The sequence below is a fragment of the Corynebacterium lubricantis DSM 45231 genome (assembly GCF_000379425.1).
Classification (GTDB): Bacteria; Actinomycetota; Actinomycetes; order Mycobacteriales; family Mycobacteriaceae; genus Corynebacterium; species Corynebacterium lubricantis.
Genome location: NZ_KB902237.1, coordinates 90,705 through 117,320 on the forward strand (window position 1 = coordinate 90,705; position 26,616 = coordinate 117,320).

The 26,616-nt window shown below is 60.4% G+C and carries 23 protein-coding genes and 1 riboswitch; of the genes, 10 read left to right on the plus strand and 13 right to left on the minus strand.

Translation table 11 applies throughout. The features are described from left to right. Positions 1 to 115 precede the first annotated feature (115 nt). A complete protein-coding gene (tsf, locus tag A37O_RS0113540; protein ID WP_018298049.1) occupies positions 116 to 943 on the minus strand; it encodes a translation elongation factor Ts in 828 nt (275 codons plus the stop codon). Between the two features lie 181 nt (positions 944 to 1,124). Further along, a complete protein-coding gene (gene rpsB / locus A37O_RS0113550) occupies positions 1,125 to 1,982 on the minus strand; it encodes a 30S ribosomal protein S2 (protein ID WP_018298051.1) in 858 nt (285 codons plus the stop codon). A 338-nt stretch (positions 1,983 to 2,320) separates the two neighbouring features. On the opposite strand from rpsB, the gene A37O_RS16310 reads away from it, so the two are divergent. After that, a complete protein-coding gene (locus tag A37O_RS16310) occupies positions 2,321 to 2,893 on the plus strand; it encodes a M23 family metallopeptidase (RefSeq protein WP_083912665.1) in 573 nt (190 codons plus the stop codon). On the opposite strand, the gene A37O_RS0113555 is transcribed toward A37O_RS16310, so the two are convergent. From A37O_RS0113555 to A37O_RS0113595, 9 genes are all read right to left on the minus strand, one after another. Then, a complete protein-coding gene (locus A37O_RS0113555) occupies positions 2,830 to 3,756 on the minus strand; it encodes a tyrosine recombinase XerC (protein ID WP_018298052.1) in 927 nt (308 codons plus the stop codon). The two genes, A37O_RS16310 and A37O_RS0113555, sit on opposite strands and share 64 nt — an antisense overlap. Positions 3,757 to 3,793: 37 nt before the next feature. Then, the gene (locus tag A37O_RS0113560) at positions 3,794 to 4,987 is read right to left on the minus strand and encodes a DNA-processing protein DprA (RefSeq protein ID WP_033378248.1); all 1,194 of its coding nucleotides are present in this window, start codon (positions 4,985 to 4,987) and stop codon (positions 3,794 to 3,796) included. After that, positions 4,984 to 6,507 (minus strand): YifB family Mg chelatase-like AAA ATPase, encoded by a 1,524-nt coding sequence (locus A37O_RS0113565; RefSeq protein WP_018298054.1) that lies wholly within the window; start codon positions 6,505 to 6,507, stop codon positions 4,984 to 4,986. Before A37O_RS0113565 ends, A37O_RS0113560 begins: the two co-directional genes overlap by 4 nt. Continuing rightward, a complete protein-coding gene (locus A37O_RS0113570; protein WP_018298055.1) occupies positions 6,494 to 6,862 on the minus strand; it encodes a YraN family protein in 369 nt (122 codons plus the stop codon). The genes A37O_RS0113565 and A37O_RS0113570 overlap by 14 nt, the downstream gene beginning before the upstream one ends. Positions 6,863 to 6,994: 132 nt before the next feature. Further along, entirely contained in the window at positions 6,995 to 7,303 is a 309-nt protein-coding gene (locus A37O_RS0113575; protein ID WP_018298056.1) for a DUF2469 domain-containing protein, read from the minus strand. Then, complete coding sequence (locus A37O_RS0113580) at positions 7,300 to 7,950, minus strand: ribonuclease HII (RefSeq protein WP_018298057.1); 651 nt, start codon at positions 7,948 to 7,950, stop codon at positions 7,300 to 7,302. Before A37O_RS0113580 ends, A37O_RS0113575 begins: the two co-directional genes overlap by 4 nt. A 1-nt stretch (position 7,951) precedes the next feature. Then, complete coding sequence (gene lepB / locus A37O_RS0113585; RefSeq protein WP_018298058.1) at positions 7,952 to 8,698, minus strand: signal peptidase I; 747 nt, start codon at positions 8,696 to 8,698, stop codon at positions 7,952 to 7,954. A gap of 135 nt (positions 8,699 to 8,833) precedes the next feature. Next, on the minus strand, positions 8,834 to 9,748 hold the full coding sequence (locus A37O_RS0113590) for a MaoC family dehydratase (protein ID WP_018298059.1): 915 nt from the start codon (positions 9,746 to 9,748) through the stop codon (positions 8,834 to 8,836). Between the two features lie 8 nt (positions 9,749 to 9,756). Next, positions 9,757 to 11,082 carry a 3-oxoacyl-ACP reductase gene (locus tag A37O_RS0113595; protein WP_018298060.1) on the minus strand — a complete coding sequence of 442 codons (1,326 nt, stop codon included), beginning with the start codon at positions 11,080 to 11,082 and terminating at the stop codon, positions 9,757 to 9,759. A gap of 104 nt (positions 11,083 to 11,186) precedes the next feature. Between A37O_RS0113595 and A37O_RS0113600 the strand changes: the two genes are divergently transcribed. From A37O_RS0113600 to A37O_RS0113615, 4 genes are all read left to right on the plus strand, one after another. Next, positions 11,187 to 12,488, plus strand: coding sequence for an acetyl-CoA C-acetyltransferase (locus A37O_RS0113600; protein ID WP_018298061.1), 1,302 nt, complete (start codon positions 11,187 to 11,189; stop codon positions 12,486 to 12,488). A gap of 108 nt (positions 12,489 to 12,596) precedes the next feature. Further along, positions 12,597 to 14,675 (plus strand): acyl-CoA dehydrogenase family protein, encoded by a 2,079-nt coding sequence (locus A37O_RS0113605; RefSeq protein WP_018298062.1) that lies wholly within the window; start codon positions 12,597 to 12,599, stop codon positions 14,673 to 14,675. Between the two features lie 93 nt (positions 14,676 to 14,768). Then, entirely contained in the window at positions 14,769 to 17,372 is a 2,604-nt protein-coding gene (locus tag A37O_RS0113610; RefSeq protein WP_018298063.1) for a YhgE/Pip domain-containing protein, read from the plus strand. Next, a complete protein-coding gene (locus A37O_RS0113615) occupies positions 17,369 to 19,588 on the plus strand; it encodes a YhgE/Pip domain-containing protein (protein WP_018298064.1) in 2,220 nt (739 codons plus the stop codon). The genes A37O_RS0113610 and A37O_RS0113615 overlap by 4 nt, the downstream gene beginning before the upstream one ends. A gap of 128 nt (positions 19,589 to 19,716) precedes the next feature. Here the strand turns inward: A37O_RS0113615 and rplS are convergent, their stop codons facing one another. Then, positions 19,717 to 20,064: a 50S ribosomal protein L19 gene (gene rplS / locus A37O_RS0113620; RefSeq protein ID WP_018298065.1), complete on the minus strand. Its 348-nt coding sequence runs from the start codon at positions 20,062 to 20,064 to the stop codon at positions 19,717 to 19,719. Between the two features lie 201 nt (positions 20,065 to 20,265). Next, positions 20,266 to 20,379, plus strand: a riboswitch (TPP riboswitch). Between rplS and A37O_RS0113625 the strand changes: the two genes are divergently transcribed. The 5 genes from A37O_RS0113625 (at position 20,341) to A37O_RS0113645 (ending at position 24,223) form a co-directional block, all read left to right on the plus strand. Continuing rightward, entirely contained in the window at positions 20,341 to 21,024 is a 684-nt protein-coding gene (locus A37O_RS0113625; protein WP_425386903.1) for a thiamine phosphate synthase, read from the plus strand. It overlaps the preceding riboswitch by 39 nt. After that, entirely contained in the window at positions 21,017 to 22,147 is a 1,131-nt protein-coding gene (thiO, locus tag A37O_RS0113630; RefSeq protein ID WP_018298067.1) for a glycine oxidase ThiO, read from the plus strand. Before A37O_RS0113625 ends, thiO begins: the two co-directional genes overlap by 8 nt. Then, positions 22,144 to 22,341 (plus strand): sulfur carrier protein ThiS, encoded by a 198-nt coding sequence (thiS, locus tag A37O_RS0113635; RefSeq protein ID WP_018298068.1) that lies wholly within the window; start codon positions 22,144 to 22,146, stop codon positions 22,339 to 22,341. Before thiO ends, thiS begins: the two co-directional genes overlap by 4 nt. A 2-nt stretch (positions 22,342 to 22,343) precedes the next feature. Beyond that, entirely contained in the window at positions 22,344 to 23,126 is a 783-nt protein-coding gene (locus tag A37O_RS0113640; RefSeq protein WP_018298069.1) for a thiazole synthase, read from the plus strand. Positions 23,127 to 23,128: 2 nt separating this feature from the next. Further along, on the plus strand, positions 23,129 to 24,223 hold the full coding sequence (locus A37O_RS0113645) for a ThiF family adenylyltransferase (protein ID WP_018298070.1): 1,095 nt from the start codon (positions 23,129 to 23,131) through the stop codon (positions 24,221 to 24,223). Here the strand turns inward: A37O_RS0113645 and A37O_RS0113650 are convergent. Beyond that, positions 24,220 to 26,538: a Tex family protein gene (locus tag A37O_RS0113650; protein ID WP_018298071.1), complete on the minus strand. Its 2,319-nt coding sequence runs from the start codon at positions 26,536 to 26,538 to the stop codon at positions 24,220 to 24,222. The genes A37O_RS0113645 and A37O_RS0113650 overlap by 4 nt on opposite strands. Positions 26,539 to 26,616: the final 78 nt, after the last annotated feature.

Here is a 26,616-nt window from a genome sequence, read left to right on the forward strand (position 1 = left end):
TTACCCACCGGAGGGAGCACAGAAGTTTCGGGCGGGCCAATCGTCGTCAAGCGAAATGCGTAAATCCCCGCCTCCGCCACGAGGCGGAAACGGGGATCACAACTGGCAGCGAGAATTACTGCTGGCCAACCTCGTAGCGGACGAAGCTGGTGATCTCCAGGCCGTTCTCCTCAGCGTACTGCTTGACGGACTTCTTGGAGTCAGACAGGGAAGGCTGATCCAAAAGAACGATGTCCTTGAAGAACGCGCCCACGCGGCCTTCAACGATCTTTGCAACGGCAGCTTCTGGCTTGCCCTCGTTGCGGGTGATCTCTTCCTGAACTGCGCGCTCCTTCTCGACGACGTCAGCTGGGACATCCTCGCGGGTCAGGTAACGAGCCTTCATAGCAGCGATCTGCAGAGCGACCTGGTGAGCGGCCTCAGCAGCCTGCTCGCCAGCACCGGTGTAGCCGACGAGAACGCCGACAGCTGGTGGCAGGTCAGCGGAACGCTGGTGCAGGTAAACCTCGAGGTTCTCTGCCTCAACGGTAGCTGCGCGACGAAGCTCAAGCTTCTCGCCGATCTTTGCGGAGAGCTGCTCGATGACCTCGGAGGCTGGGGTGCCGTCAACCTGTGCGGAAGCGAGCTCCTCAGGGGTGTTTGCCTTAACAGCTGCTGCTGCCTCAGCGATCTGGCCTGCGATGGTCTTGAACTCTTCGTTCTTTGCTACGAAGTCGGTCTCGGAGTTGATCTCGACGATCGTGTTGCCGGACACTGCAACCAGGCCCTCGAGAGCATTGCGCTCTGCGCGCTTGCCCACGTCCTTCGCGCCCTTGACGCGCAGGATCTCAACGGCCTTCTCGAAATCGCCTGCAGCCTCTTCCAGGGCCTTCTTGCAGTCCATCATGCCGGAGCCGGTCATCTCGCGGAGCTTCTTAACATCAGCAGCGGTGTAGTTCGCCATAGTCGGGCGATCCTCCTCGTTGTAGAACGAAATTCGTTTAAATGATCTTTAAAAAGACTAGTCGACAGCCGAAGTCGTGGCATGTCGAAAAAGACAACACCCCCAGTGCCGCCGTGCGCCCATTCATTCAGATATGGAACGACGTGCAGGCGCTGGGGGTAGATGCCGTGTTGAGCAGCGACTAAGCGTTTTCGGACTCAGTCTGTGCTGGAGCCTCAGCCTGAGCTTCAGCCTCGGCTGGTGCTTCTGCCGCCTGGTCAGCGGAAGCAGCAGCTGCTGCCTCTGCGTCCTGAGCTGCCTTCTCGTCGGTGTCGCCTGCAGCTTCGCGGGAAGCTGCGAGTGCACGCTCTTCGCGGGACTGCTTACCTGCGATGATTGCCTCACCGATGATGTGGGTCAGGATCTTGGTGGAACGAATTGCGTCGTCGTTGCCCGGGATTGGGAAGTCAACTTCATCCGGATCACAGTTGGTGTCGAGGATAGCCACAACAGGGATGCGCAGCTTGTGTGCCTCAGCAACAGCGATGTGCTCCTTGTTGGTGTCCACGATCCACAGTGCGGAAGGTGCCTTGGTCATCTCGGAGATGCCGCCAAGAACGCGCTCAAGCTTGGTGCGCTCGCGGGTCAGCATCAGGATTTCCTTCTTGCCGCGACCTGCGTAGCCGTCCTCGGCTGCGTCCATTGCCTGCAGTTCCTTCATGCGGTGCAGACGCTTGGAAACGGTCTGGAAGTTGGTCAACATGCCGCCGAGCCAACGGTGGTTGACGTAAGGCATGCCAACGCGCTCAGCTTCTTCCTGAACTGCTTCCTGAGCCTGCTTCTTGGTGCCAACGAACAGGATGGAGCCGCCGTGAGCGACGGTTTCCTTCACGAATTCGTATGCCTCATCGATGAAGGTTAGCGTCTGCTGCAGGTCGATGATGTAGATGCCGTTACGGTCGGTGAAGATGAAGCGACGCATCTTCGGGTTCCAGCGACGGGTCTGGTGGCCAAAGTGCACACCAGCGTCGAGGAGTTCGCGCATGGTTACAACTGCCATGGGAAGCTCTCCTTAGGAGTAATAGTTAGTTCGGTTACAAAATGTTGTGTGGGTTTTTATCCCGCACCCTGGCAACGAGCCGCACCAACGCCCATTTTCCATCAAAGGAAGCTGGGACCGATGTTGATAACGACAGCCAAGCTCATGCTTAGTATTTCGTCGCGCGTAGTCAGTAGTTCACAAGCTGACGCAAATGGACACACTGCTGCGCCCAATCTTAAACCGTGAACTACGTTCTCGCCAAACGGGCGCGCCAAGCTATCCACAGCCATCTGGTTATCCACAGGCTTTGATGGCTCGCTCGGTGCAAGGTCCATTGTTCGGCCAAGATCGCATATATGGCTTTACGACGAGCTGCTCTCTCCCCTTTGACCGTCCTTCTTCTCGTATTTTGTGTGGTAGTTTCTTCTGCCTTCCCCGCGGGGCGTGCCTTTGCTTATGTCGACCCGACCACCGGGGATTCGCAGGCGACTCGTGTGCTGCGAGGTGCGCAGATACCGGAAAAGAATTGGCTGCCAGGCCACCGTGGCGTGGATTTAGCACTCCCCATTGGCGGTGATGTGCGGGCCGCGGAGTCCGGCACAGTCGCTTTCGTCGGCGTTGTGTTTGGCACTCCGACAGTTTCTATCGATCACGCCGATGGCATCCGTACCACTTATCAACCTGTCCATGCCCGTGTTTCAGCGGGAGATGCCGTCCGCGAAGGCGAGCTGATTGGGCGTTTGGGGCATCCATTCGACGACCATGAGGGGCTGCACTGGGGTGCTCGGACCGGCCCCGACGAGTACATCAATCCCCTCACACTGCTTGATCGCCCCACGATTCGGCTCAAGCCCGTGGACAGTACTCAGGCACGCGGGTGCGCCTGGGCGAAGACGTCCTTGAGCCGTTGCGCCGAGACGTGGGTATAAATCTGGGTCGTCTGCATGGACGAGTGACCGAGAAGCTCCTGGACGAGGCGAAGATCTGCCCCACCTTCAAGCAGGTGCGTGGCAGCAGAGTGGCGCAGCCCGTGCGGGGTGAGATGAGGCACGTCAGTCTCCTGCCCGGCGCGCTCGACGATGCGCCGGACCTGCCGGGGATCGATCCGGTTACCCCGGACTCCGACAAACAAGGCTGGAGTGTCTCCGGCGATCTCATCGCGACCGTGGTTGAGCCACGCGTTCAGCGCAAGTCGCGCCTGCTTTCCGAAGGGGACGACACGTTGCTTATTTCCCTTACCGGTCACACGCGCTTGCATCCGGTCGAGGTCGAGGTCACCAACATCGAGATTGGTTAGCTCAGAAACGCGGATTCCGGTGGCGTAGAGCAGTTCAAGCATCGCCTGATCGCGCACTGCTTCGGGTCCCGTTGGGTTGTCCGCATTGGCTCGAGGCTGCGTCACTAGTTCCGCGGCTCGCTCGGTGCTGAGCACCTGGGGTAACTTTCGGTTGATCTTGGGGGTTTTCAGTCGCGCGGCCACATCGGAGGCAAGGTATTCGTGGTTATAGGCCCACGTGGAAAACGCTCGCGCAGCGGCAGTTCTGCGGGCGAGGCTCGTTCGCGCCAACCCCTGGTCCACCCCGTTGGCCAGCCAGGAGCGCAAAGTCACAATCGTGAATGAGCGAAACGTCGGTGCGAACTCGGTCAACGTTGCCAGATCCGATCTATATCCTCGCACGGTGGCGGCTGAGCGACCTTTCACGAGGCTGAGGTAGTCGGCGAAGTCATCGATGGCAGCACCGACTTGGGTAACCTCGCGGCCTGCTTCGCGTTCCTTCTCTCTTTCACTCACACCTCACGAGTATAGCGTCGCACCACTCCTCTTCGGCTCAGCCTTGTTCGATCCCGGGTGGCGGCCCAGGAAGCTTCGCCCAGGCGGTTCCTTCTCGCACAACCAGGGATCGCTTGGCTAAGTCCACAAGGAGATGCACGGTCAGCGCCACGCTCAGGCCTGCCGCGGCGGCCACTTCCTCCGCGGTGATTCCCCCTTGGTCGTCTCGTGGCAAGACGTCGTAGACACGCAGCTCGTTGCGCGAAAGCTCCTGAATCGGAGTCGGCGCGAATTCGAGTTCTAGCTGGGCGTCGACATCTACTTCCCCGATTCGGGAAAGATGTCCGTGTACTTCGCGGATATCGACGATGGCGATCGCTCGTTGTTGTTTGATCAAACTATTGCTGCCATTCGACGCTCCGCCACTGATCGGACCGGGCACGGCCATGGGCAAGCGCCCGAAATCGTCGACACGCTTCATGGTGTTTAGCGCACCTGACCGATACGGCGCTTCGACAACGACCGTGCCTTGAGTCAGGGCGGCGACGAGGCGATTGCGCACTAGGAAACGGAACCGTTCCGCTGGTGTCCCGGGTGCGTATTCGGTGATCAACGCCCCGCCACTATCCACGATGCGATCAAATAGGTCCTTATTGCGCAGCGGATACACAAATCCGGGGCCGGAGGCCATGACGGCGACGGTCGGAGTGTTGCATTCCAGCGCCGTGCGGTGTGCATAGGTGTCGATTCCGAGTGCTCCACCCGAAAAGATTGTGTAGTGATGTCGCGCGAGATCAGTGCAGATTTGTTGGGTGGTCTCGAAGCCGTACTGGGTGGCTGCTCGCGTGCCGACGATGCCCACCGCACGTGCCGTGAGAGATTTCAGGTCCTGATTGCCGCGGATCCACAAGCCATGTGGGGCGGTGAGCTCGCGGGGGTCGGTATGAGATGAGACATCGGCAGAGTGCTCCGCGTGAAAGAACGCTTGCCCTAGGACCTCGGCGGGCCAGTACGGAGAATCTGGATGGATGAGGTGAAACCCCGACTGCGCTGCCTGCTCGACAATTTTCTGCACGCTGACGTTTAAGCGTCGCTCCGTTTCTTGGGCTAAGGCGCCTAACCAACTGGCGCGGACCTGGATTCCATGTGCCACTTCCTCTGGGCTACGCCCTGCCCGCAACGCTTGCTGTAATGCTGGAGAAGGTCCGTCGAGAACGGTATTGAGATAGCCCCAGGCTTCAGTACTCTTCATTCCACTCGCCCCGCGTTCACGGTCGTTCGCAAATCCAGTGCAGACGCGACATGGTCAAGGTTCGGGCGCGTACCGCCCTCGAGATCGCAGAGTGTCCACGCCAATTTGATGGCGCGATCGACTCCCCGTTGTGAAAGATCTCCCTGCGCCAGGTAGGCGCCGAGCAAGGCCATCCCAGCGTCGTCGGCTGGGTAGTGCCGACGTAGATACGGTGCCTCGACCTCCGAATTAGTTTGCATGTTCAACCCTGCGCGCGACCACCTAGCGCGGGCTCGATCGCGCGCCTCCTCGACGCGGTGGGCAATCGTGGCTGAGGTTTCAGTCGTGTCATCTGCAATCACCGCCCCTGATGCCCGAGTTGCCACAGTGATATCGATCCGGTCGCGCAGTGGTCCAGACACGTTACTCAAATGTCCGCGCTTCTCCCTGGAACTACACCGGCACCGGAGTGCATCTTCTGCTCCGCAACGGCAGGGATTCGCGGCCATGATGAGTTGGAAGCGGGCCGGAAATTGCACTTCTCGGCGGGCCCGGGAGAGACGTACGCATCCTTCTTCCAACGGAGTTCTTAAATTGTCGAGTACCGCCGCGGGAACCTCACTGACCTCATCAAGGAATAAAACCCCGCGATGAGCAAGGCTCACGGCCCCAGGCCGTGCTCGCCCTGATCCGCCGCCGATAAGAGCAGCGCGCGTCAATGCCGGGTGGGGCGCAATATAGGGGGCACGCCGGATCACGGCATGTGTTTCGCGCCCGGAGACTGAGTGAACGGCGGTGGCCTCAACAATCTCCTGGGGTGTCAAGGGCGGGAGGATCGACGGGATACGCTGCGCCAGCATCGACTTTCCGGAACCCGGAGGACCCACCATAAGCACGTGGTGCGCACCAGCCGCTGCCACCTCGAGTGCCTTTTTGACCTCGGATTGGCCGGCGATATCGGCAAAATCTGGCCCACCTCTATCCACCTCCTCGAAATGGCCAAAGTCGGTGGCCGCCGGTAACTGCTCATTCCCGATGGCCCAGTTCCACACATCGTTGAGCGAACGGGCGACGAGAATATTGCGCTGCCCCACTAGCGCGGCCTCCGCTGCATTACCTGCTGGGATAATGATGGTCCGTTCCGGGTCGGCCGACGCTGACGCAACTATGGGCAGGATGCCATCGACGGGCCGCAAGCTGCCGTCGAGGCCGAGCTCTCCGGCCAACAAGGTTGTTTCTAGTCTGTGGGCTGCACCCGGATGAAGCGAGCCCAGTACCGCGAGTGCGACGGGCAGATCGAAATGCGAACCGGATTTAGGCAGATGTGCCGGCGATAAAGAGACCATGATCTTTGTTTTCGGCCATGGCAGACGAGAATTCGCAATGGCGGTTTTGATCCGGTCGCGTGATTCCCTGACGGTGGCGTCGCCGAGACCGACGATATACATGCCCGGCAAGCCAGGACCGACGTTGGCTTCAACGGTGACGGGGAAAGCGACGACGCCTTCGACGGTGGCAGCCGACGTACTAGCAAGCGCCATCTTCGACCCCCTCGAAGAGATCGAGCGCGAACTCGTCTCCGGTCGCGGTCAGCGCGATGACGTCGAAGCGGACTAAGGAATAGGGCCGATCAAGTAACCACCGCGCGGCGGCCTTGCGCATCTTTGCCAGCTTGCTGCGTGTGACGGATTCGGCATTCCCGTAGGCGCCACTGGAGCGCGTCTTGACCTCAACGAATACGACTGTGCCATTGGGTTCGCGCACGATGAGGTCGAGTTCGCCAACGGGATAGTGGATGTTTCTGGCCAGAATTGTTGCGCCACGGCGTGCGTAGAATTCTGCCGCAACGTGTTCGCCACGTTTCCCCAGCGCCTGGCGCGTTGCTGATTCCTGCATAAAGTATTCCCCCAAGTAGATGCGTTCTAGTTACATCTAGCTTGGGGGATGGAGTGCACGCGGAACACTGCCGCGTTAGAGATGCCCGAAAATTGTGGAAAACCACATTTCGGGGGTTGCGCCTACCTGTACCTACTTCTCGGGGAAGACAAGATCGGGCTTGTCGAGCTCTTCGATATTGACGTCCTTGTAAGTGATAACTCGCACGTAGCGGACGAATCGCACGTTGCGGTACATGTCCCAGACCCACGCGTCGGACATGCGTACCTCGTAATAGACATCCTTGCCTTCGGTATGTGGAATAAGCTCCACGGCGTTGGCAAGGTAGAAGCGGCGCTCAGTTTCGACAATGTACGAAAACTGGCTCACAACATCGCGATATTCGCGATACAGGGACAGCTCAACCTCTGCTTCGTAGTTGTCTAGTTCCTCAGCGCTCATGGTGTGTTCGTACTCCTTTGAAATTCCGCATTGGCTGCAGCCACGTTTGAATAAGTGTAGCGATGCAGAGGTGTTGCACCGTTACGACGCACCGCATCCATGTGGTCCTTTGTCCCGTAGCCCTTGTGCTTTTCCAAGCCATAGTCGGGATAGTCCGCCGCAAGTTCGATGATCAGTCTGTCGCGACTGACCTTGGCTAAAATGCTAGCCGCGGCGATGCACCGTGCGGTGTAATCCCCGCCAATGATGGGTAATTGAGGAGAGCTCAGCCCCGGCACGCGGAAAGCGTCGACGAGCACGTAGCCGGGTTGGGTGTCTAAAAGTGCAATCGCCTTGCGCGCCCCATCGAGGTTGGCGGTGTGGATGCCGCGCTCGTCGATAAGCTGTGCGGAGATATGCACGACGGAAAAGCTCACGGCAGTGTCGGTGACGGCGTCGAAGAGCTCGTCGCGACGCTTCGGCGTGAGCTTTTTGGAATCCGTCAGGCCCTCGAGGGCCTTCATGGGGCGATCCGGCAGGATGCAGGCGCCGATGGTGATGGGGCCGAAGCAGGCGCCGCGACCGGCCTCGTCGATACCCGCGATGGGGCCGAGTCCGGCCTTGGATAAGGCGACTTCGTAGGTGCGGAGTTGCTTGAGCCTGCGCACGTTATTGCTGGATAACTGGGTCGTCGACCCCACCAATGCGGCTAAACGGCAAGATGATCGCCTGGACTTTGCCGCGAATATTCTCTGCAGGGATAGCGCCCTGATATGGGTCGCCGACGTGAGCGCGCGAGTCCAGGGAGTTCGTGCGGTTGTCGCCCATCATGTAGTAGCTATCGTCGGGGACGGTGATCGGGCCGAAGAATTCGCCACCACACTCGACGGAACCAATTTCAGGGTCGACGGGGTACGTCGGCGGGTCCAATACATAGGACTGATCGATCGGCTGGCCATCGACCATGACCGCGGGGTCGCCTGCCTGACACGACACGGTTTGGCCACCCGTGGCAATAATGCGCTTGACCAGGTTATTTTCATCCGGAGCGACAAGACCCGCATAGGATCCCAGGTCTTGGAGTCCGCGCACGAAGGTGTTCTGGCTGCGCTGCGAGATAAAGCCCTGGTTCCAAGAATCGGTGCCTTCGAAGACGACAACGTCGCCGGGCTCCGGATCGTTGAAGTAGTAGGACACCTTCTCAACGAAAATCCGGTCGCCGGTGCACCCCTCGCAGCCATGCAAAGTGGGCTCCATTGATGCGGACGGAATGAGATACACCCTGCCGACGAATGTTTGCAGCAGGAAAATCAAACCCAACGTCAGCAGGATGACCACGGGGATCTCGATATACCACGGGGTGGTCTTCTCCTCCTGCTCACCTGCGTCGGCAGTTGAGGCCTGAGAAGGGTCCACCCCCTCGGGATCGTGGTTATGTTGTGCTGCTCCAGTTGAATATGTCACGAAGAGCCACTCTACCAATGAAGCAGTGGTTGCCCTGCTCCATCCTCATGGGATTGGCCTGGGAATTCCATCAGTAAAAAGTGAGGTTTATGCACCGGTAGGTCCTACCAGCCCCACGGCGTGCAGAGTCTCAGGCTTCGAGGCCTTCCTGGCCTGGAGCTCCCAGCCGCCGTCGGTGTGCTCGGTCCACAGTGCCACCTTGGCAGGCAGGATCACTGGCTTGGCAAAGTCAACGGTATAGGTGAAGCTTTGAGGCAAGCGACCTTCGAGGCTGCCCAGCATCACCGCGGCAGTGTACATTCCATGCGCAATCGTCGAGGGGAAACCAAACGCCTTCGCCCCAAGCTTGGACACGTGAATCGGGTTTTTGTCCCCCGATGCATCAGCATAATTACTGATGTCCTCGGCACTCACGCGCAGCAAAGCGTTCGAGGCACGCGCGGGCACATCTGGGCGGTCAAGGGTCTGCCCGGTGTCTTCCGCACGTTCGCGTAGCGACGATTCCGCGTCCTTGGCTAGCTTCGCGCCACCTCCCAGGAACGTGGAAGTTTGACTCCAGACGACTTCACCCGCCACCGATACTTCCGTGATGAAGTCGATGATCAGACCCCGGCGGTGCGGCCGAAGGTTCTGCGCATGCACGCGCACGTCGAAAACATCGTTGAGCGTCAAAGGGCGCAACTGTGTAATCGAGTTGGAGATGTGCACGGCACCGATCGCTTTGAAGGGAAACTCCTTCGCGGTGAGCAACTTCATCACCAGCGGGAAGGTCAGAACGTAGGGGTACGTCGCCGGAAGTTCATTGCCCAGGCGCAGGCCGGTTGCCTGACAGTAGGACGCCAAGTGCTTCTCGTCCACCTCAACCCCACTGACCTCAAAGGCGGTTGTGGGATCGGACTTCGCTGTATGAGTGGTACCAATGACTGGCACCATATCCTTCATGGCCGAACGATAGATAACCATCAGCTCGGGGATGGACGATAGCTGTGTGTATTGTGCCATTGCCCCAATCACGCTCCCAGCAGGTTCTGGCCACACACGCGCACCACGTTGCCGTTGACAGCCTTCGAGGAGGTCGCCGCGAAATAGGCAACGGTCTCTGCCACGTCGACAGGTTTGCCACCTTGCGACAGGGAGTTGAGGCGACGACCGATTTCACGTGGACCGGTAGGCATTGCAGCGGTCATGTCCGTCTCAATGAACCCTGGAGCCACGGCGTTGATGTTGCCGCCGCGCGCGGCCAGCTCGCCAGCCAGTGCGTCGACGAGCCCGATAACACCGGCCTTGGTGGTGGCGTAATTGGTCTGGCCACGGTTTCCTGAAATACCGGCCATCGACGACACGCCGATAACGGAGGCACCCTCCGCCAGCTCGCCTGCGGCCAGCAGCTTCTCGGTGATGCGCACAGGTGCGACCAGGTTGATGTTTTGCACCATGTTCCACTGGCCATCGTTCATGTTTGCCAGCAACTTGTCGCGGGTGACACCGGCGTTGTGCACGATGATGTCGATCTTGCGACCATGGCGCTCATTCGCGTGCTGCGCCAGACGATCGGCAGCATCTGCCGCGGTCACGTCCAAAGGCAAGGCGGTTCCCTTGACCTTGTTGGCCGTATTGGCCAGACCCTCGCCTGCAGCGGGGATATCCACGCAGATCACATCGGCACCGTCACGTGCGAGCACTTCTGCGATCGTGGCGCCGATACCGCGAGCGGCACCGGTGACCACGGCGAGGCGCCCCTGCAAAGGCTTCTCCCAATTCTCGGGAGTGGGCGCATCGATCGCCGAGACGCGGATGACCTGGCCGTCGACGAAAGCGGACTTGCCGGAAAGCAAGAAGCGCAGGGTGGATTCCGCGGATGCCAGTGTCGCGTCAGGTGCGACGTAGACAAGTTGTGCGGTTGCTCCGCGACGGAGTTCTTTGGCCACGGAGCGACTAAATCCCTCCAGCGAGCGTGCCACGATGCGAGCGTCGGCGTCGTCGAGAAGCTCTGGTGTGTGCCCGATGACGACGATGCGACCACTTGGCAGCAGCTTCTTCATCTGTGGGTTGAGGAAATCGTAGATTTCATGCAGTTCTTCGGGAGCGGTGAGTCCGGTCAGGTCCACGACGATCGCGGAGCGCTTGGATTCTGCCGCCGCGTCGACGAGCTGGTAGTCACCCTGCAGCAATGCGGGCAGTTCCGCGAGGAGGCGACCGCGTCCGCCGATGACGACAGGTCCGTCCAGGAGGGGTTCACCCGGCGCGTAGCGACGAAGTGGTTCCCCCTGTGGAACACCGAGCTTGGCGCCCACTGGAGAGTTGATGAGTTGTTCGAGAATTCCTTGTTTTGCCATTGCGACCATCCTTTTCGTACTTTTACGTGATCTACACTACACTAGAAAACGAACGGTGATTCGTAACACAGATAATTGCACTCAACATGAGGGAGAGTCAACCCATGAACACCCCACAAGCTCGTCGCGTTACCATCGTCGGAGGAAACCGGATTCCCTTCGCACGTTCCAACAATGAATACGCAAGCGCTTCGAACCAAGACATGCTCACCGCAGCCATCGACGGCCTTGTTGCACGTTATGGCCTCCAAGATACCGAGCTGGGCATGGTTGCTGCAGGCGCAGTTTTGAAGCATGCCCGCGATTTCAATCTCACTCGCGAATGCGTCCTCGGCTCCGCACTCGCACCCACCACTCCGGCCTTCGATATCCAGCAGGCATGTGGCACAGGGCTTGCGGCAGCGGTCCAGGTCGCCGATGCCATCTCCATGGGCCGCATTGAGGTAGGCATCGGCGGGGGTACCGATACCACCTCGGATGCCCCCCTTGCCGTGGGCGATGAATTGCGTCGCACCCTCATCAAGCTCTCGAATGCAAAGAAGCCTGCAGAGCAGTTGAAGTTGGTCGGCTCGATTCGCCCGAAGCAGCTCACCCCGGAGCAGCCTCGTAATTTCGAGCCTCGCACCGGCTTATCTATGGGCGAGCATGCCGCGATCACCGCGCGCGAGTTCGGCGTCACCCGCGAGGACCAGGATGCGCTCGCAGTGGCTTCGCACCGCAATCTTGCCGCTGCCTACGACGCAGGTTTCTTCGATGATTTGATCACGCCGTTCATGAAGGTCACCCGCGATACCAATATGCGCCCGGATACCAGCGAGGAAAAGCTGGCTAGCCTCAAGCCGGTCTTCGGTAAGAAGGATGCCGAGCAGCACGGCACTCAGGCCACGATGACCGCGGGCAACTCGACCCCACTGACCGACGGCGCCTCCGCCGTATTGCTTGCCTCCGAGGAATGGGCCGCGGCCAATAACTTCGAGCCCTGGGCCTACCTCGTCGACTCCGAGACCGCGGCGGTCGACTTCGTCCACGGCGATGACGGCCTGCTGATGGCCCCGACCTACGCAGTCCCACGCCTGCTGGAGCGCAATGGACTTACGCTGCAGGACTTCGACTTCTATGAAATCCACGAAGCCTTCGCGTCCCAGGTCCTGGCCACCCTGTCTGCTTGGGAATCCGAGGAGTACTGCACGACTCGACTGGGCCTTGATTCCGCACTTGGCTCGATCGACCGCTCCAAGCTCAACGTAAAGGGTTCCTCCCTCGCGGCCGGCCACCCATTTGCTGCGACCGGCGGGCGCATCCTCGCCTCCGCCGCGAAGACACTGAAGGAAAACGGTGGCGGACGCACCCTGATCTCCATCTGTGCAGCAGGCGGCCAAGGCGTCACGGCGATCATCGAGGCCTAAGAAATCTCGGCCCGCTGGGGGTGACTAAAAGGCCACAACCAGCAAAGATAGGCCGTTTTCACCCAAAAACAGTAGTGTTCTACATCACATTCACGCTAAGGTTGCGACATGTCACACACACAGGTAGAAATTAAGACCTCGCAGAAGAACTCGCCAAAGAATGCTCCGAAGGCCAAGCCCGAGGCACACCGCCCGGATACACTTCCGGCGTCAAGAAATGAATCCGATGTCGAGGCGATTGTTCGCGGACTGCGCACCGTCATCGACGGTAAATACGCCGATGACCGAAACATCATGCGCGAGGCGATCGCATCACCAACGTTGCAGCTCAACCTCGAAGGAACCATCGACGAGCAGCGCGATCTGCAGGTTGAAAAGATTCGCGAATTGCTGCACACCAATATCCAGCGCGCCAGCTTTTCTAAGGCAAACGGTGGCGACGGTAATACCGCCCGCGCCATCGTCGCGCTAGAAACCCTTGGCTCGGTGGATATGTCCACCATGGTCAAGGCTGGCGTTCAGTGGGGCCTGTGGGGCGGCGCTATTGACGCGCTCGGCACCGAACGCCACCGCAAGTACGTCGAACCGACCATGAACCTTGAGCTGCTGGGGTGCTACGGCATGACCGAGCGTGGCCACGGTTCCAACGTTGCGGCGATTGAAACCTCGGCAACCTACGATCCTGAAACCCAAGAGTTTGTTATCCACTCTCCTAACGATGGCGCCCGCAAGTCCTACATCGGCAATGCAGCTCGCCACGGCACCATCGCCGCAGTCTTCGCGCAGCTCTACACCCCGGGCAGCACCGATTCCCACGGCGTACACTGCCTTGTCGTCCCCATCCGCGACGACGCAGGCAACCCACTGCCAGGTGTGGAAATCGGCGACAACGGACGCAAGGGTGGCCTGCTTGGTGTCGACAACGGCACCCTCAAGTTCGATCACGTCCGAGTGCCTCGCGAAAACCTGCTGAACAAGTTCGGTGACGTCGACGAGGCCGGCAATTACAGCTCCCCGATCGAGTCTCAGAACCGTCGCTTCTTCACCATGCTCAGCACATTGATCCGTGGTCGCGTCGGAGTGGGCGCCGCTGCGGGTGCAGCGACTCGAACCAGCCTCGACATTGCGGTGCGCTACGCTCTGCGTCGTCGCCAATTCGAAGGCGCTCCTGGCAAGGAAAAGACCTTGATGGAGCACCGCTCCCACCGCCTCCGCCTGCTCGTGCCACTATCGCGCACCTACGCACTGGCGGCGCTGCAGAACAAGGTCACCGACCGTCTTGACGCGCACTACGCAAACATCGCTAATGGCCGCTACAATCTGATGGATCCCACCGAGGAGCAGAGCATCCAGCAGCGCGAGCTCGAATCTTGGGCATCCGGCGTGAAGGTGATTTCGTCGGCGCACGCTACGGCCACCATCCAGGAATGCCGCGAGGCTTGCGGTGGTGCCGGCTACATGTCGGAGAACAAGCTGACCACGTTCAAGGATGACTCTGACATCTTCACCACCTTCGAGGGCGATAACACCGTCCTGATTCAGATGGTGACGAAGGAGATGCTCACCGCCTACGGTCGTGACATGGCAGATCTCACCCCGCGCGATATCGTGCGCTACGGCATCGACGAGGTCTCCGACCTGCTGCGTCGTCGTTCTGGTGTATCGGTCACGATCCAGGGACTAGTTGATCGCGTGTCCAAGCGCGACGAGAATTCTCTCTTCGATTCCGGCTACCAGGTCACCTTGTTGGAGGAACGCTCCCAAAACCTGCTGAAGTCGCTGGTCCGTCGCATTCAAAGCGCCCGTAAGCTCGACCCCGTCGCAGCTGCCGAGGTTGTGGACAAGGCCCAGGACCATATGATCGCCGCTGGCTACGCCCGTATGGATTCGCTCGCTCTCCAGGCGCTCGTCGAGGCTGAGGAGCGGCTGGAGGAAGGTTCCGAGGCACGCAAGGTCCTCGAGCAGGTTCGTGACCTGTTTGCCCTGTCCACCATCAGTGAGCACGGCGGCTGGTACCAGGAGCAGAACATCTTGCCTGCAGGTCGTCTGAAGGCAACTCGCGCGGCAATCAACGACATCGTCGATTCCCTCGGGCCATGGGCAGATGTGCTGGTCGACGGCTTCGGAATCCCGAGTGAAATCACCAACGTACCGATGCTCAACGACGGCGGAGTGGATCCCCGCTAGCAGTTAACGCACCCCGCTCCCGGTCACAGGAAATTCAGTGACCGGGAGCATTTTCATTCCACTCCACGCGCTACTCGGGAGTACCATCGCACCGTGCAACAAAGCTGGAAGATTTTTACCCGCGACTTAAAGCGCTTGTGGAAAGTCCCCAAAGTCTGGATCATCGTCATCGGTGTGCTCATCATCCCAGCGATGTATGCGTGGATCAACATCGGCGCGTTTTGGGATCCTTATGGCAACACGCAGAACATCAAGGTAGCCGTCGTCAATGAGGATCAGGGCGCCAACAACGAGCTCACCGGGTCGATCAATATCGGTGATCAGGTCGTTGACACGCTCGCCGGCAACGATCAGCTGGGCTGGCAGTTCATGGACAAGGACGAGGCGGACCATGCGCTGCGCCGCGGCGACGTGTACGCCACCATCGAAATCCCCAGCGATTTCAGCGGCAACCTGGTCAGCATGTTCGAGGGTACTTTTACCCAACCGACGCTGAATTACTACCCCAATGAAAAACTCAGTGCGGTCGCCCCGGTGATCACGGATACGGGTGCCAACTCGATTGATACGCAGATTACGTCGGTGTTCAAGGAGCAGGTCGCCGAGGCCACCGCGACAGCGCTGCGCGATGCGGGGGTCGGCCTCGAAGAGCGTATCGACGACGCCGAGAACCGAGCTGGTGCCTCCTTAGGCAACACAGCCGATACGTTGGCTTCCGCGCAAGAGGAAATAACACGTGTCCAGGGCTCGCTTGAAGGTGCTCGCCCGGTGCTCTCGGAAACCGAAGACGCGTTCGGGTCCGTAGATACAACGCTCGACGATGTCCGCACCGGCTTGTCCGAGGTGCAAACGCTGATGGAAGAGGTACAGGGGCTCGTCGTGAATTTCTCTGATGCGACGACCTCCGCCTTCGTCGACGGTACCGCGGGCCTTGCTGAGGGGACGGCCTCGGCGAACGCTTCTATTAGTACTGTGGCTGGCGAATTAGAGTTGGCGGGTGCCAGGCTGGATACCGCTACACGAGATACCGCGGCGGTGCTCGACGAAGGTGACACGGCCATCGCGGAACTGCAAGGCCTACTTGATACGGCGAATCTGTCTCCTGAGCTCACCCAATCACTGGAGGAAGCGATCTCTGGGATTCAGCAGCGCAATGCCACGAACCAGGAACTGCTCACAGACCTCAATGGTCTCAATAATGATGTCGGTGGCATGGTCGATTCGGTGCAAGGATCTGCCGACGCTCTTGCGCAGGCGACCCAGGCAACGAATGGTACGGCTCAGGACTTGCGTACAGCGGTCTCCGATACGGTTCCTGCGCTGAATAATTCTATTGCGCAGCTCTCATCGACGGCGGGGGCGTTTTCATCGTCGATAAGCAATCAGCAAACTCTCTTAGGCGAAGCCTCCCAACTGCTGCGTGACATCGACGGCCAACTCGTGGCTACCGGCGATACGCTGGAAGGCTTTAAAACCGACCTGGCAAACATGGAAGACGGAGCGCGCACCGCACGCACCGATGTGCTGGCACTCAACGCGGCGGCAAACTCGGATCTCCTACAGACGGTGACCGATCTCGATTCGGTGGGGATTTCGCAGTACATGGCCACGCCTGTCGAGGTGACAAGCGAGACTGTTTTTCCTGTGGCGAATTATGGCTCTGGGATGGCGGGGCTGTTTACCAACCTGTCGCTGTGGATCGGCGCGTTTATGCTCATGGTGATTTATCGCGTGGAGGTGGATACGAAGGGCCTGAGTAAGAACGTGTCGGTGGCACAGGCCTATATTGGCCGCTTCTTGCTGCTCGCGCTGATGGTGATCTGCCAGGCCTTGGTGGTCTCGGTGGGCAACTTGATCATCGGGGTGCAAACCGTCAATCCGCTGGCCTTCGTGCTCACGTCCGTTTTCATCGGACTGACCTATCTGAGCATTATTTATTCGCTGGTGGCGGCGTTTGGACATGTCGGGCGCGGGCTCGCGGTGCTGCTGGTGATTGTGCAGATTCCGGGTGCCTCAGGGCTGTATCCGATCGAGCTCATGCCCGATTTCTTCCGGGCGATTTATCCGTGGTTGCCGTTCTCCTATGGCATTGATGCGCTGCGCGAGACCATCGGCGGGTTCTACGGCAATCACTATTGGCGCTACCTTAGTGTGCTGGCCGTGATGTTTGTCGTGTCCTTTATCTTGGGCATTATTTTGCGACGCAACCTGTCGTATTTCAATCTGTTGTTCAACCGGCAGCTCGCATCGACGAAGTTACTGTCCAGCGAGAAACCGCAGATCGTCGGCAGCGGGTACCGGCTTGCCGATGTGATTCACGCGCTGCAAAACCGCGATGAATACCGTGCCGATATTGACCGAAAGTGGAAGCCGATCCGTGAGAACTATTCCACGCTGCTGAAGATTGCCGTGATCGTCGGGTTGATAGGTGCTCTCGTGCTGGCCGCCGTGGCGTGGTTCTTCCCTGCGGAGAAGGCCATGATGTTGGGTATATCCGTGCTTTGGGGACTGGTTGTTTTGGGGTTCATCGGCACTCTCGAGTACGTGAAGCAGAGCTTCGCGCACGCCGAGGGGTTGGTGCACCTCAATGCTTCCGAGCTGCGCAGTGCTGTGGCGCCTGAGAATCAGGGGCTGCACACAGTGGATGTGGACGCTGGTGCGGACCAGGAGTCGGACACGGAGGCAACGCGCTCATGAAAAACATCCTCACCATTGTCCGCAGCGACATCCGTCGGATCACGCGTAATGTCTCGGCCTCCATCGTGGTGTTCGGGCTCATTGTCATCCCGCTCCTGTTTACTTGGTTCAACGTCTTGGCATCATGGGACCCATTTGGCAACACAAGCAACCTCAAGATCGCCGTGGCCAGCGAAGACGAGGGCCACGTCACCGATCTCGCCCCGCTGCGCCTAAACCTGGGCGAACAAGTACTCGCTCAGCTCAGCCTGAACAATGACCTCGACTGGGTGATCACAGATGTCGACGAGGCCATCGACGGCACAGAATCCGGCGAATACTACGCAGCCATCGTGCTCCCGCCGACGTTTAGTACTGACCTGCTGACCTTCTATGTCGACGAGACCGACCCCTCCGAGGTCACGCTGTATACCAACCAGAAGAAGAACGCGCTGGCTGGCACGATCGTCTCCCAAGGTGCGAGTGGCGTGACCGCGCAGATCAACACCTCGTTCACCAAGATTGTCAGCGAGGTGGGTCTCGGGCTTGTCACTTCACTCAACGATTACCTGCAAGAGGACCAAACGCAGCAGGCCCTCAACCAGATGGATGCGCGGCTCGAGGGTGTCTCCAGCCAGCTCCGCTCGAGTGCGCAAAGCGTCTCCTCGCTCTCTGCACTCGTTGATTCCAGTATTCCGCTCGTCGATAGTGCCGGGCGGATCGCTTCCGCAGCCGGCGCGCAACTGTCCACGTCCGGCGCCGATACCGGTGCAGGCTCGCAATCCACCGACGGACTTGCTTCTACGTTGGAAACATCCGCGCAGTCTCTGAGTACCTCGTTGGATGCCACGAGCCAGAGCTTCGATCTTGTCGGGCAGCGTGTCGACGAGTTGTTCGCCAATGCGGATTCCACCAGCGCCTCCGCGTCCGATACCTTTAATACGTTGGCTGAGCGGGTGGGACAACAGGTTGGGCTCTACGAATCGGTGCGCGAGGAATTGAACACTAGCGTGGCTCCGAATCTCCCAGCAGATGCACGCCCCGGCTACAACGATGTGATTGCTAGCTTGGATGAGGCGATTGCGCGCCAGCAAACTTTGCAGGAGCGATTTACTCAAACTGCGAGCGATATCTCTGCGGGAAACACCACTTCGCAGGAGAATCGCCAAGCAACAACCGATGCCGTCAACGACGCAAAAACAGCTATCGACGACGCACGCTCCACTTATGACACTCAACTTCGCCCGCAGCTGGACCAATTGGGCAACACCTTGGATACCATTCGCGCGGACCTAACGACCGTGGGTGCCGAGATCGACCAAGCTACAGCCGCACTATCCAACTCCCCTGGTTCTGTGCAAAATACATTGGTCAATGCCAAGGATGTCACCGCGGGTCTCGCAGACACCCTCAACCGCTCGGCGAATGACTTCGACCAAGCACGCGACGCGATTCAACGCGCCCGCGACACCGGTGATTTCTCGCAGCTCGCGGACCTGGTTGGGTCGAACCCGGAGCAACTCGCTTCGGCTCTATCCACTCCGATTGAAGTCAAACGCGAGCCCGTCTTCCCCGTGGCGAGCTTCGGTGTGGCGATGACCCCGCTCTATACCACCCTGGCGCTCTGGGTCGGTGCGCTGCTTTCGGGAGTTGTGCTGCGTGCTTCGGTAACCCGTAAGGACGTCGAAGATGAGGCCGCCGACGATGCCGACGATGTTGAAGAAAAACAGGAGTACTCGCGCATCGAGCAATACTTCGGTCGCTTCGGGATCTTTGCCCTCATCGGCCTCGCACAAAGCACACTTGTTGTCCTTGGCCTGATTATCTTTGTCCAGATCGAGCCGGCGCACCCACTCTTGCTCTTCTTAGTCGCCTGGCTAGCATCGCTAGTGTTCATGTTGATCGTCTATACGCTGGTGTTCTCGTTCGGCAATGCAGGTAAGGCCGTCGCGGTGGTGCTGCTCGTGCTGCAGATCTCTGCCGCCGGAGGATCGTACCCGCTTGAGCTATTGCCACAGTGGTTCCAAAACCTCAGTCCGTGGCTACCTGCAACGCACTCGATCGCTGCGATGCGCTCGGCCATCGCGGGCACTTATGAGGGCGACTTCTGGATCAGCTTGGGTTGGCTGGCCTTGTTCATCCTGCCGACATTGCTGCTCGGTGTGGTGCTTCGCCCTCTGCTTGACGGTTACAACCGCTCCATGAGTGAGGCCATGGAGAAAACGAAGTTGATGTAGGAGCCCACACCTTCTAGTGGGCACTGCACCCGTGCAGATTTCTGCTTTGGCGCTACCTCAAACAAGCGAAAGGCCCCTCGGTTGCGCAATGCAACCGAAGGGCCTTTAAGCCACAAGAAACGCTAGAACTAGCGACGTTCCTTAATACGTGCAGCCTTACCGCGCAGATCGCGCATGTAGTACAGCTTCGCGCGGCGAACGCGACCACGACGGTCGACCTCGATGGAGTCGATGTTTGGGGAGTGTACTGGGAAGGTACGCTCAACGCCGATACCGAAGGAGATCTTACGCACGGTGAAGGTCTCGCGGATACCGGAGCCCTGGCGGCGAATGACAACACCCTTGAACAGCTGGGTACGGGTGTTGTTGCCCTCGATAACCTTAACGTTTACGTTCAGGGTGTCGCCTGGGCGGAAATCTGGGATGTCGGAGCGCAGCTGTGCTGCGTCGATCTTGTCAATGATGCCGTTGCTCATGTGTGGCAATCCTTTTCAATTCTGGACAGAGGACCCTAGCGGCTTCTCCCTTGCGGGCGCTCGACTGGTTCGTGTCAGCTACAAGTTCACGTGCTGTCACAAGATGACAGACAACGCTCACATCTTGCCACATCACGTGGCCTTTCCCCAAATCCCTGCCGAAACCGATTGCGGAGAAGTTTTCCGGTAGCTAACGTTAGTTTCTAACCCCACGGGTGCCCGAAGGATCGGGCTGAGATCGCGCTTCCTTGACTGCGCGGGACCGTTTGAACCTGTCTGGTTAGCACCAGCGAAGGAAGGAAAGATTTCTTGGCACACGTGCCCCCATTAGATCTCCGCTGCTACGTCATCACCGGCAAAGGCAACGCCGACCACATCGTCCGCGTCGCCTCCGAGGCTGCCCGCGGTGGCGCCGGAGTGATTCAAGTCCGTTCCAAACCCATCGACGCAGGCGATTTACTCCGTCTTGCAGAGCGCATCGCCGTAGCAGTCGCCGAGGTTAATCAGAGCACAAAAATACTTATCGACGACCGCGTGGATGTCGCCCTCACCCTGATCGATCACGGAGTGCCCATCCACGGAGTGCACCTCGGACAGAGCGATCTGCCAGTACAAGCAGCGCGCGAGCTCCTCGGCCCCGACGCGATTATTGGCCTGACCACGGGCACCGAGGAGCTGGTGCGCGGTGCCAACGAGGTGGCCGAGTTTATCGACTACATCGGCGCCGGCCCGTTTCGGCCGACACCGACGAAAGACTCGGGGCGCCCACCCATCGGGCTCGACGGATATCCCCGCCTCGTGGAAGTTTCCCGGCTACCCATCGTGGCCATAGGCGACGTTCAACCAGCAGATGTCGCCGACCTCGCCGCAACCGGCGTAGCAGGATCAGCCATGGTGCGCGCCTTCATGGACGCGCCAGACCCCTACGCTGTGGCACGCCAGGTGGTGGCCAATGCCTAAGCACGCCATCGTCATCGGTGGCGGCATCATTGGGCTGGCCACCTGCTTCGAATATCAGGAAGCGGGCTACGAGGTCACGCTCATCGACCCCGATCCGATCTCCGGGGCCACCCATCACGCCGGTGGCATGCTGGCACCCACCGCCGAGGTGCAATACCAACAGCACGCGCTCTTGCCGCTGATGCAGGAATCAGCCAGGCTCTATCCCTCGCTGATTCAACGTGTTTCCGAGCACACCGACCTGCCCACGGGATACCGCACCGATGGCACCCTGCTGGTGGGCGCCGACCGTGCCGATGCCACCCATCTCTCTGATATCGCGCACTACCTCGAGCAAGAAAGTGTCGAAGTGGACAAGCCCACCACCAGGCAGGCCCGCGCATTAGAACCGGCGCTCTCCCCGAGTATCACGAAGGCGTTGCGCATCGACGGGGATCACCAGGTTGCCCCGCGCCTATTCGCCCGCGCGCTCCTCGATGCCATCACACACCGTGGAGCGGAGATCATCCGGGATCGCGTGGTCGCCCTCGAGGGGAACTCCCGCTGCGAGAAGGTGCGTTGCGAAAATTCCACGCTGGAATCGTCGTCAAGCGACATCGTGCTCGCCGCCGGACTCGGTGTCGCACGCATTGAAGGCGCGCCGCAGCTCAACTTGCGCCCGGTGTATGGCGATATTTTGAATCTGCGGGTGCCGGAGGCGATGCGGCCGCTGATCACGCGGGTGATCCGGGGCTTCGTCGAGGACCGGCCCGTGTATCTCATTCCGCGCGATAATGGGCTGCTGACAATCGGGGCGACGAGCCGTGAGGATGCGCCGACACCGCGTGCTGGCGCCGTGTACGACCTGCTGCGCGATGCGATCCGGCTGGTCCCGGGCATCGAGGAATGCGAATTCGTCGAGGCGACCTGCGGCGCGCGACCCGGCACGCCCGATGACCTGCCATATCTGGGCCGCGTCGGAGAGAACCAGATTGTGTCGACGGGATATTTCCGCCACGGCATTTTGCTCGCGGCGCTGGGCGCGCGAAGTACCGTCGCGCTCTCGCAGGGCGGGGAGCCACCTGTGGACCTCAGCGCCTGCGACCCATGTCGCCACACACTTACAGAAAGGCAAGCCCAATGATTACTTACACCGTCAACGACCAATCCACGGAATCTGCGCCACTGACCGTGGCCGAGCTCGTGGCGCAACGCGTGGGCTCCGAAACCGGCGTGGCCGTAGCCATCGGCGGGGCGGTCGTGCCTCGCTCAGCGTGGTCGCGCGAGATTCAGCCCGGCGACACAGTAGACATCCTCACCGCAGTCCAAGGAGGCTGATTATGCTCACCATTGCCGACAAGTCTTTTGAGTCGCACCTGGTCATGGGCACCGGCGGGGCGACCTCGCAGTCGATCCTGGAGGAGTCGCTGGTAGCCAGCGGCACGCAGCTGACCACGGTGGCGATGCGTCGCCACCAGGCCACGGCCGGAGGTGGCGAATCCGTCTTCGAGCTGCTCACCCGCCTCGGCATCGCGCTGCTGCCGAATACCGCCGGGTGCCGCACCGCCCGCGACGCCGTGCTCACCGCGCAACTCGCGCGCGAGGCACTGGGCACCAACTGGGTCAAGGTCGAGGTCATCGCCGACGAGCACACGCTTTTGCCCGATACGACAGAGCTTATCGACGCCTGCGAGATCCTGGTCAATGACGGCTTCACGGTGCTCGCATATACCTCGGATGACCCGATTGTGGCCACCCGCCTCGAAGATGTCGGTGCCTCCGCCGTGATGCCGCTGGGCTCCCCGATCGGCACGGGTTTGGGTATTCTTAATCCGCACAATATCGAGCTGATTTGTTCGCGCGCCTCAGTTCCTGTGCTGCTGGATGCGGGTGTGGGCACCGCCTCCGATGCGACACTTGCCATGGAGTTAGGCTGCGACGGAGTGCTGCTGGCCTCAGCAATTAACCGTTCCCAGGACCCCGTGGCCATGGCCCGCGCGATGCGCTTTGCTGTTGAGGCTGGGCGTCTCGCCAGGGGTGCCGGGCGGATCCCGAAGCGTGAGCATGCCGTGGCCTCCTCGAGCTTTGACGGACTCGCTTCCTGGTCGGATCAGGTGCTTTAGGGATGGTAGAAACTCAACTTCCCGAGGCGGAACTCCACCGCACGGCCCGCCAGCTGGCACTGCCCGGTTTCGGCCTGAAGCAGCAAAAACGCCTGCATAACGCACACGTGTTGGTCATTGGTGCTGGAGGTCTCGGCTGCCCGGCCATGCAATCGTTGGCATCGGCAGGTGTGGGCACCATTTCCGTGATCGACGACGACACCGTGGACCTGTCGAATATTCACCGCCAGATCCTTTTCGGCGCCTCCGACGTGGGCCGGGTCAAAGTAGAGGTCGCACGCGAGCGCCTCGAGGAGCTCCAACCAGGCATTACCGTGCACGCGATCAATGACCGGCTCCGCCCCGACAACGCGCTTGAGCTCTTCAAAGGCGTTGACCTCGTCCTCGACGGATCGGACTCTTTCACCACCAAATACCTGGTCGCCGACGCTGCCGAGATCACCGGCACCCCGCTGATGTGGGGCACTGTCCTGCGTTTCCACGGCGACGTGGCGCTTTTCAACTCGAGCCCCGGTCACCGCGGGGTGGGTTTACGCGACCTCTTCCCCGCCCAACCCGACGCAGACTCGGTACCCGATTGCGCCACCGCCGGGGTCCTCGGTGCGACCACCGCGGTGGTGGGCAGCCTCATGGCCACCCAAACAATCGCGTTTCTCGCGGGCCTCGACGGTGTAGAACCCGGTCGCATGCTCAGCTACGACGCACTGCCCGCGACGATGCGCAGCTTCCAGATCGCCGCCGATCCCGACCGCGAGCTGGTGACAAAACTGCAACCGGACTACGGCGCACCGACGTGTTCCATCGATTCCGCCACGCAGTCGCTAATCGACGACGTGCGCGCCGGAAACCTCACGGCCTTAGATATCCGCGAGCCTCACGAAATTCTGGTGGCGGATCTCCCCGCCGATGCGCCGAGCGTGAAGCTCCCACTGAGCACCATTAGTTCGGAGCAGGCGGTCGCCGACATGCTCACCGGGCACGACCGCATGCTCGTGTACTGCGCCTCGGGTAAGCGCAGCGCCGACTTCGTCGAGCGCTACCGGCACCTCGGCGTCGAGTTGATCAGCCTGCCCGGCGGAGTGAGCTCGCTAAATTAGCCGCCCAGCCCGGCGCGCCTGAGTGCATCGGCCATGGATCCGCCGGCTGGAGCCTGCGAGCGTTGGTTCTTCTTGCCGCCGCGGCCGCCCTGCTTATTTTGCGGCTGGCCCTTGGAGTGTCCACCGCCCTGTCGCTTGGTTTTATTCGTTGCCTTGTTGTCGGCGCCGGGCTCGTCGTCGAGCCGAAGTGACAGCCCAATGCGCTGGCGCTCGACGTCGACCTCCATCACCTTGACCTTGACCACCTCGCCGGAGCGGACCACGTCGTGGGGATCCTGGACAAACGAGTTGCTCATTGCCGAGACGTGGACAAGTCCGTCCTGGTGCACGCCCACGTCGATGAACGCGCCGAAGGCGGCGACGTTGGTGACAGTACCCTCGAGGATCATGCCGGGGGTCAAGTCGGAAACCTTGTTCACGCCTTCCTTGAAGGTTGCGGTCTTAAACTCGGGGCGTGGGTCGCGGCCGGGTTTATCCAGCTCGGCGATGATATCGGTGACCGTGGGCACGCCGAAGGTCTCGCCAGCGAAATCCTGCGGCTTGAGCTTTTCTAGCACGCGAGTGTTGCCGATGAGTTCCTGGACTCCGAGGCCGGTCTGGGAAGCGATCTTCTCCACTACCGGGTAGGCCTCGGGGTGCACGGCGGAGGCATCCAGCGGGTTGTCGCCGGTGTTGATGCGCAGGAAGCCGGCGCACTGCTCAAAGGCCTTCGGTCCCAGGCGCGGCACCTTGCCCAGCTGCTTGCGGTTGGCAAAGGAACCGTTCTCGTCGCGGTAGGTCACGATGTTCTTGGCCAGGGTATTCGAGATGCCGGCAACGCGCTCAAGCAGCGGGACGGACGCGGTGTTCAGATCGACACCGACAGCGTTCACGGCGTCTTCCACTACGGCATCTAGGGTGTTGGCCAGCGCGGTTTGGTTCACGTCGTGCTGGTACTGGCCCACGCCGATGGACTTCGGGTCGACCTTGACCAGCTCGGCCAGCGGGTCCTGGAGACGGCGCGCGATGGAAACAGCGGAACGCAACGAAACGTCCATGTCGGGGAATTCCTTCGCCGCGATCTCGGAGGCCGAGTAGACAGAGGCACCGGATTCGGAAACAACAACCGGGGTTGGCTTCTTACCGCCGGCCTGCCCGATCAGGTCCGCGACCTCGCCGGCAAGCTTCTCGGATTCGCGGCTGGCGGTGCCGTTGCCAATGGCGATGAGTTCGACACCGTGGGTGGCCACGAGCGTGGAAAGCTCCTGAACCGCCTGCGACCACTGGTTTTGGGGCTGGTGCGGGTAGACAATCGTAGTGGCCAGGACCTTGCCGGTGCCGTCGACAACGGCGCACTTCACGCCGTTGCGATAGCCCGGGTCCAGTGCGAGGGTGGAGCGCTGGCCCGCAGGCGCGGCGAGCAGCACGTCGCGCAGGTTGGTGGCGAAGACATCGAGCGCGCCTTCCTCGGCTTTCTCCTTCAGGCGCATGCGAGTGTCCAGACCAGAGGAGACCAGCAGCTTGGTGCGCCAGCCCCAGCGCACGGCCTGGGCTAGCCACGCGCTCGACTTGGTATCCAGGTCGAAGCGCTCGGCAATCTTGCCCTCGTAGATTGCGTCATCGCCTGGGTCGAGATCGAGGGTGAGCACGCCTTCCTTCTCCCCGCGCAGCAGCGCCAAAATGCGGTGGGAAGGTAGCGTGGTGAAGTCTTCGTTGAACTCGAAGTAGTCCTTAAACTTCGCGCCTTCTTGTTCTTTGCCCTCCACCACGGAGGCGCGCATGGTGCCGGATTCGTACATCTCCTCGCGGACTTCGCCGACAAGATCGGCGTCGAGGGCGAACCGGTCGATCAGGATGGCGCGGGCACCATCAAGGACGGCCTTAGTGTCGGCAAAGCCTTCGGCGATGTAGTTCTCGGCGAGCTGCTCGGGAGTGGCAGTGGGATCGTCGATAAGCGCATCGGTGAGCGGCTCGATGCCGGCCTCGCGGGCGATGTCTGCCTTCGTCTTGCGACGCTTCTTGAACGGCAGGTAGAGGTCCTCGAGGCGTGCCTTGGTGTCGGTGGCGTTGATCAACGCGCGCAGCTCGTCGGTGAGTTTTCCCTGCTCATCGATGGCTTCGAGGATGGCTTCCTTACGCTCGGCGAGCTCGATGAGGTAGGTGTTGCGCTCCTCGATGTGGCGCAGCTGCCCGTCGTCGAGACCTCCGGTGGCTTCCTTGCGGTAGCGGGAGATGAACGGGACGGTGTTGCCCTCGGCGAGCAGTTTCAGCGCAGATTCGACCTGTGCTTCTGTGACTCCGAGTTCTTGTGCGATCGTACGAGCAATGGATATCATTCGTGCGATTCTAGCGCATGGCCCAGGCGTCGCCGTGGAGCTCGGGCCATTGATTCGCGTCGCGACGACTGCCGAAAA

Coding starts and splice junctions, on each gene's coding strand:
- tsf (WP_018298049.1), bottom strand. CDS start 943: ATGGCGAACTACACCGCTGCTGATGTTAAGAAGCTCCGCGAGATGACC.
- rpsB (WP_018298051.1), bottom strand. CDS start 1,982: ATGGCAGTTGTAACCATGCGCGAACTCCTCGACGCTGGTGTGCACTTT.
- A37O_RS16310 (WP_083912665.1), top strand. CDS start 2,321: ATGGCTTTACGACGAGCTGCTCTCTCCCCTTTGACCGTCCTTCTTCTC.
- A37O_RS0113560 (WP_033378248.1), bottom strand. CDS start 4,987: ATGAAGAGTACTGAAGCCTGGGGCTATCTCAATACCGTTCTCGACGGA.
- A37O_RS0113565 (WP_018298054.1), bottom strand. CDS start 6,507: ATGGCGCTTGCTAGTACGTCGGCTGCCACCGTCGAAGGCGTCGTCGCT.
- A37O_RS0113570 (WP_018298055.1), bottom strand. CDS start 6,862: ATGCAGGAATCAGCAACGCGCCAGGCGCTGGGGAAACGTGGCGAACAC.
- A37O_RS0113575 (WP_018298056.1), bottom strand. CDS start 7,303: ATGAGCGCTGAGGAACTAGACAACTACGAAGCAGAGGTTGAGCTGTCC.
- A37O_RS0113590 (WP_018298059.1), bottom strand. CDS start 9,748: ATGGCACAATACACACAGCTATCGTCCATCCCCGAGCTGATGGTTATC.
- A37O_RS0113595 (WP_018298060.1), bottom strand. CDS start 11,082: ATGGCAAAACAAGGAATTCTCGAACAACTCATCAACTCTCCAGTGGGC.
- A37O_RS0113600 (WP_018298061.1), top strand. CDS start 11,187: ATGAACACCCCACAAGCTCGTCGCGTTACCATCGTCGGAGGAAACCGG.
- A37O_RS0113605 (WP_018298062.1), top strand. CDS start 12,597: ATGTCACACACACAGGTAGAAATTAAGACCTCGCAGAAGAACTCGCCA.
- A37O_RS0113615 (WP_018298064.1), top strand. CDS start 17,369: ATGAAAAACATCCTCACCATTGTCCGCAGCGACATCCGTCGGATCACG.
- rplS (WP_018298065.1), bottom strand. CDS start 20,064: ATGAGCAACGGCATCATTGACAAGATCGACGCAGCACAGCTGCGCTCC.
- thiO (WP_018298067.1), top strand. CDS start 21,017: ATGCCTAAGCACGCCATCGTCATCGGTGGCGGCATCATTGGGCTGGCC.
- thiS (WP_018298068.1), top strand. CDS start 22,144: ATGATTACTTACACCGTCAACGACCAATCCACGGAATCTGCGCCACTG.
- A37O_RS0113640 (WP_018298069.1), top strand. CDS start 22,344: ATGCTCACCATTGCCGACAAGTCTTTTGAGTCGCACCTGGTCATGGGC.
- A37O_RS0113645 (WP_018298070.1), top strand. CDS start 23,129: ATGGTAGAAACTCAACTTCCCGAGGCGGAACTCCACCGCACGGCCCGC.
- A37O_RS0113650 (WP_018298071.1), bottom strand. CDS start 26,538: ATGATATCCATTGCTCGTACGATCGCACAAGAACTCGGAGTCACAGAA.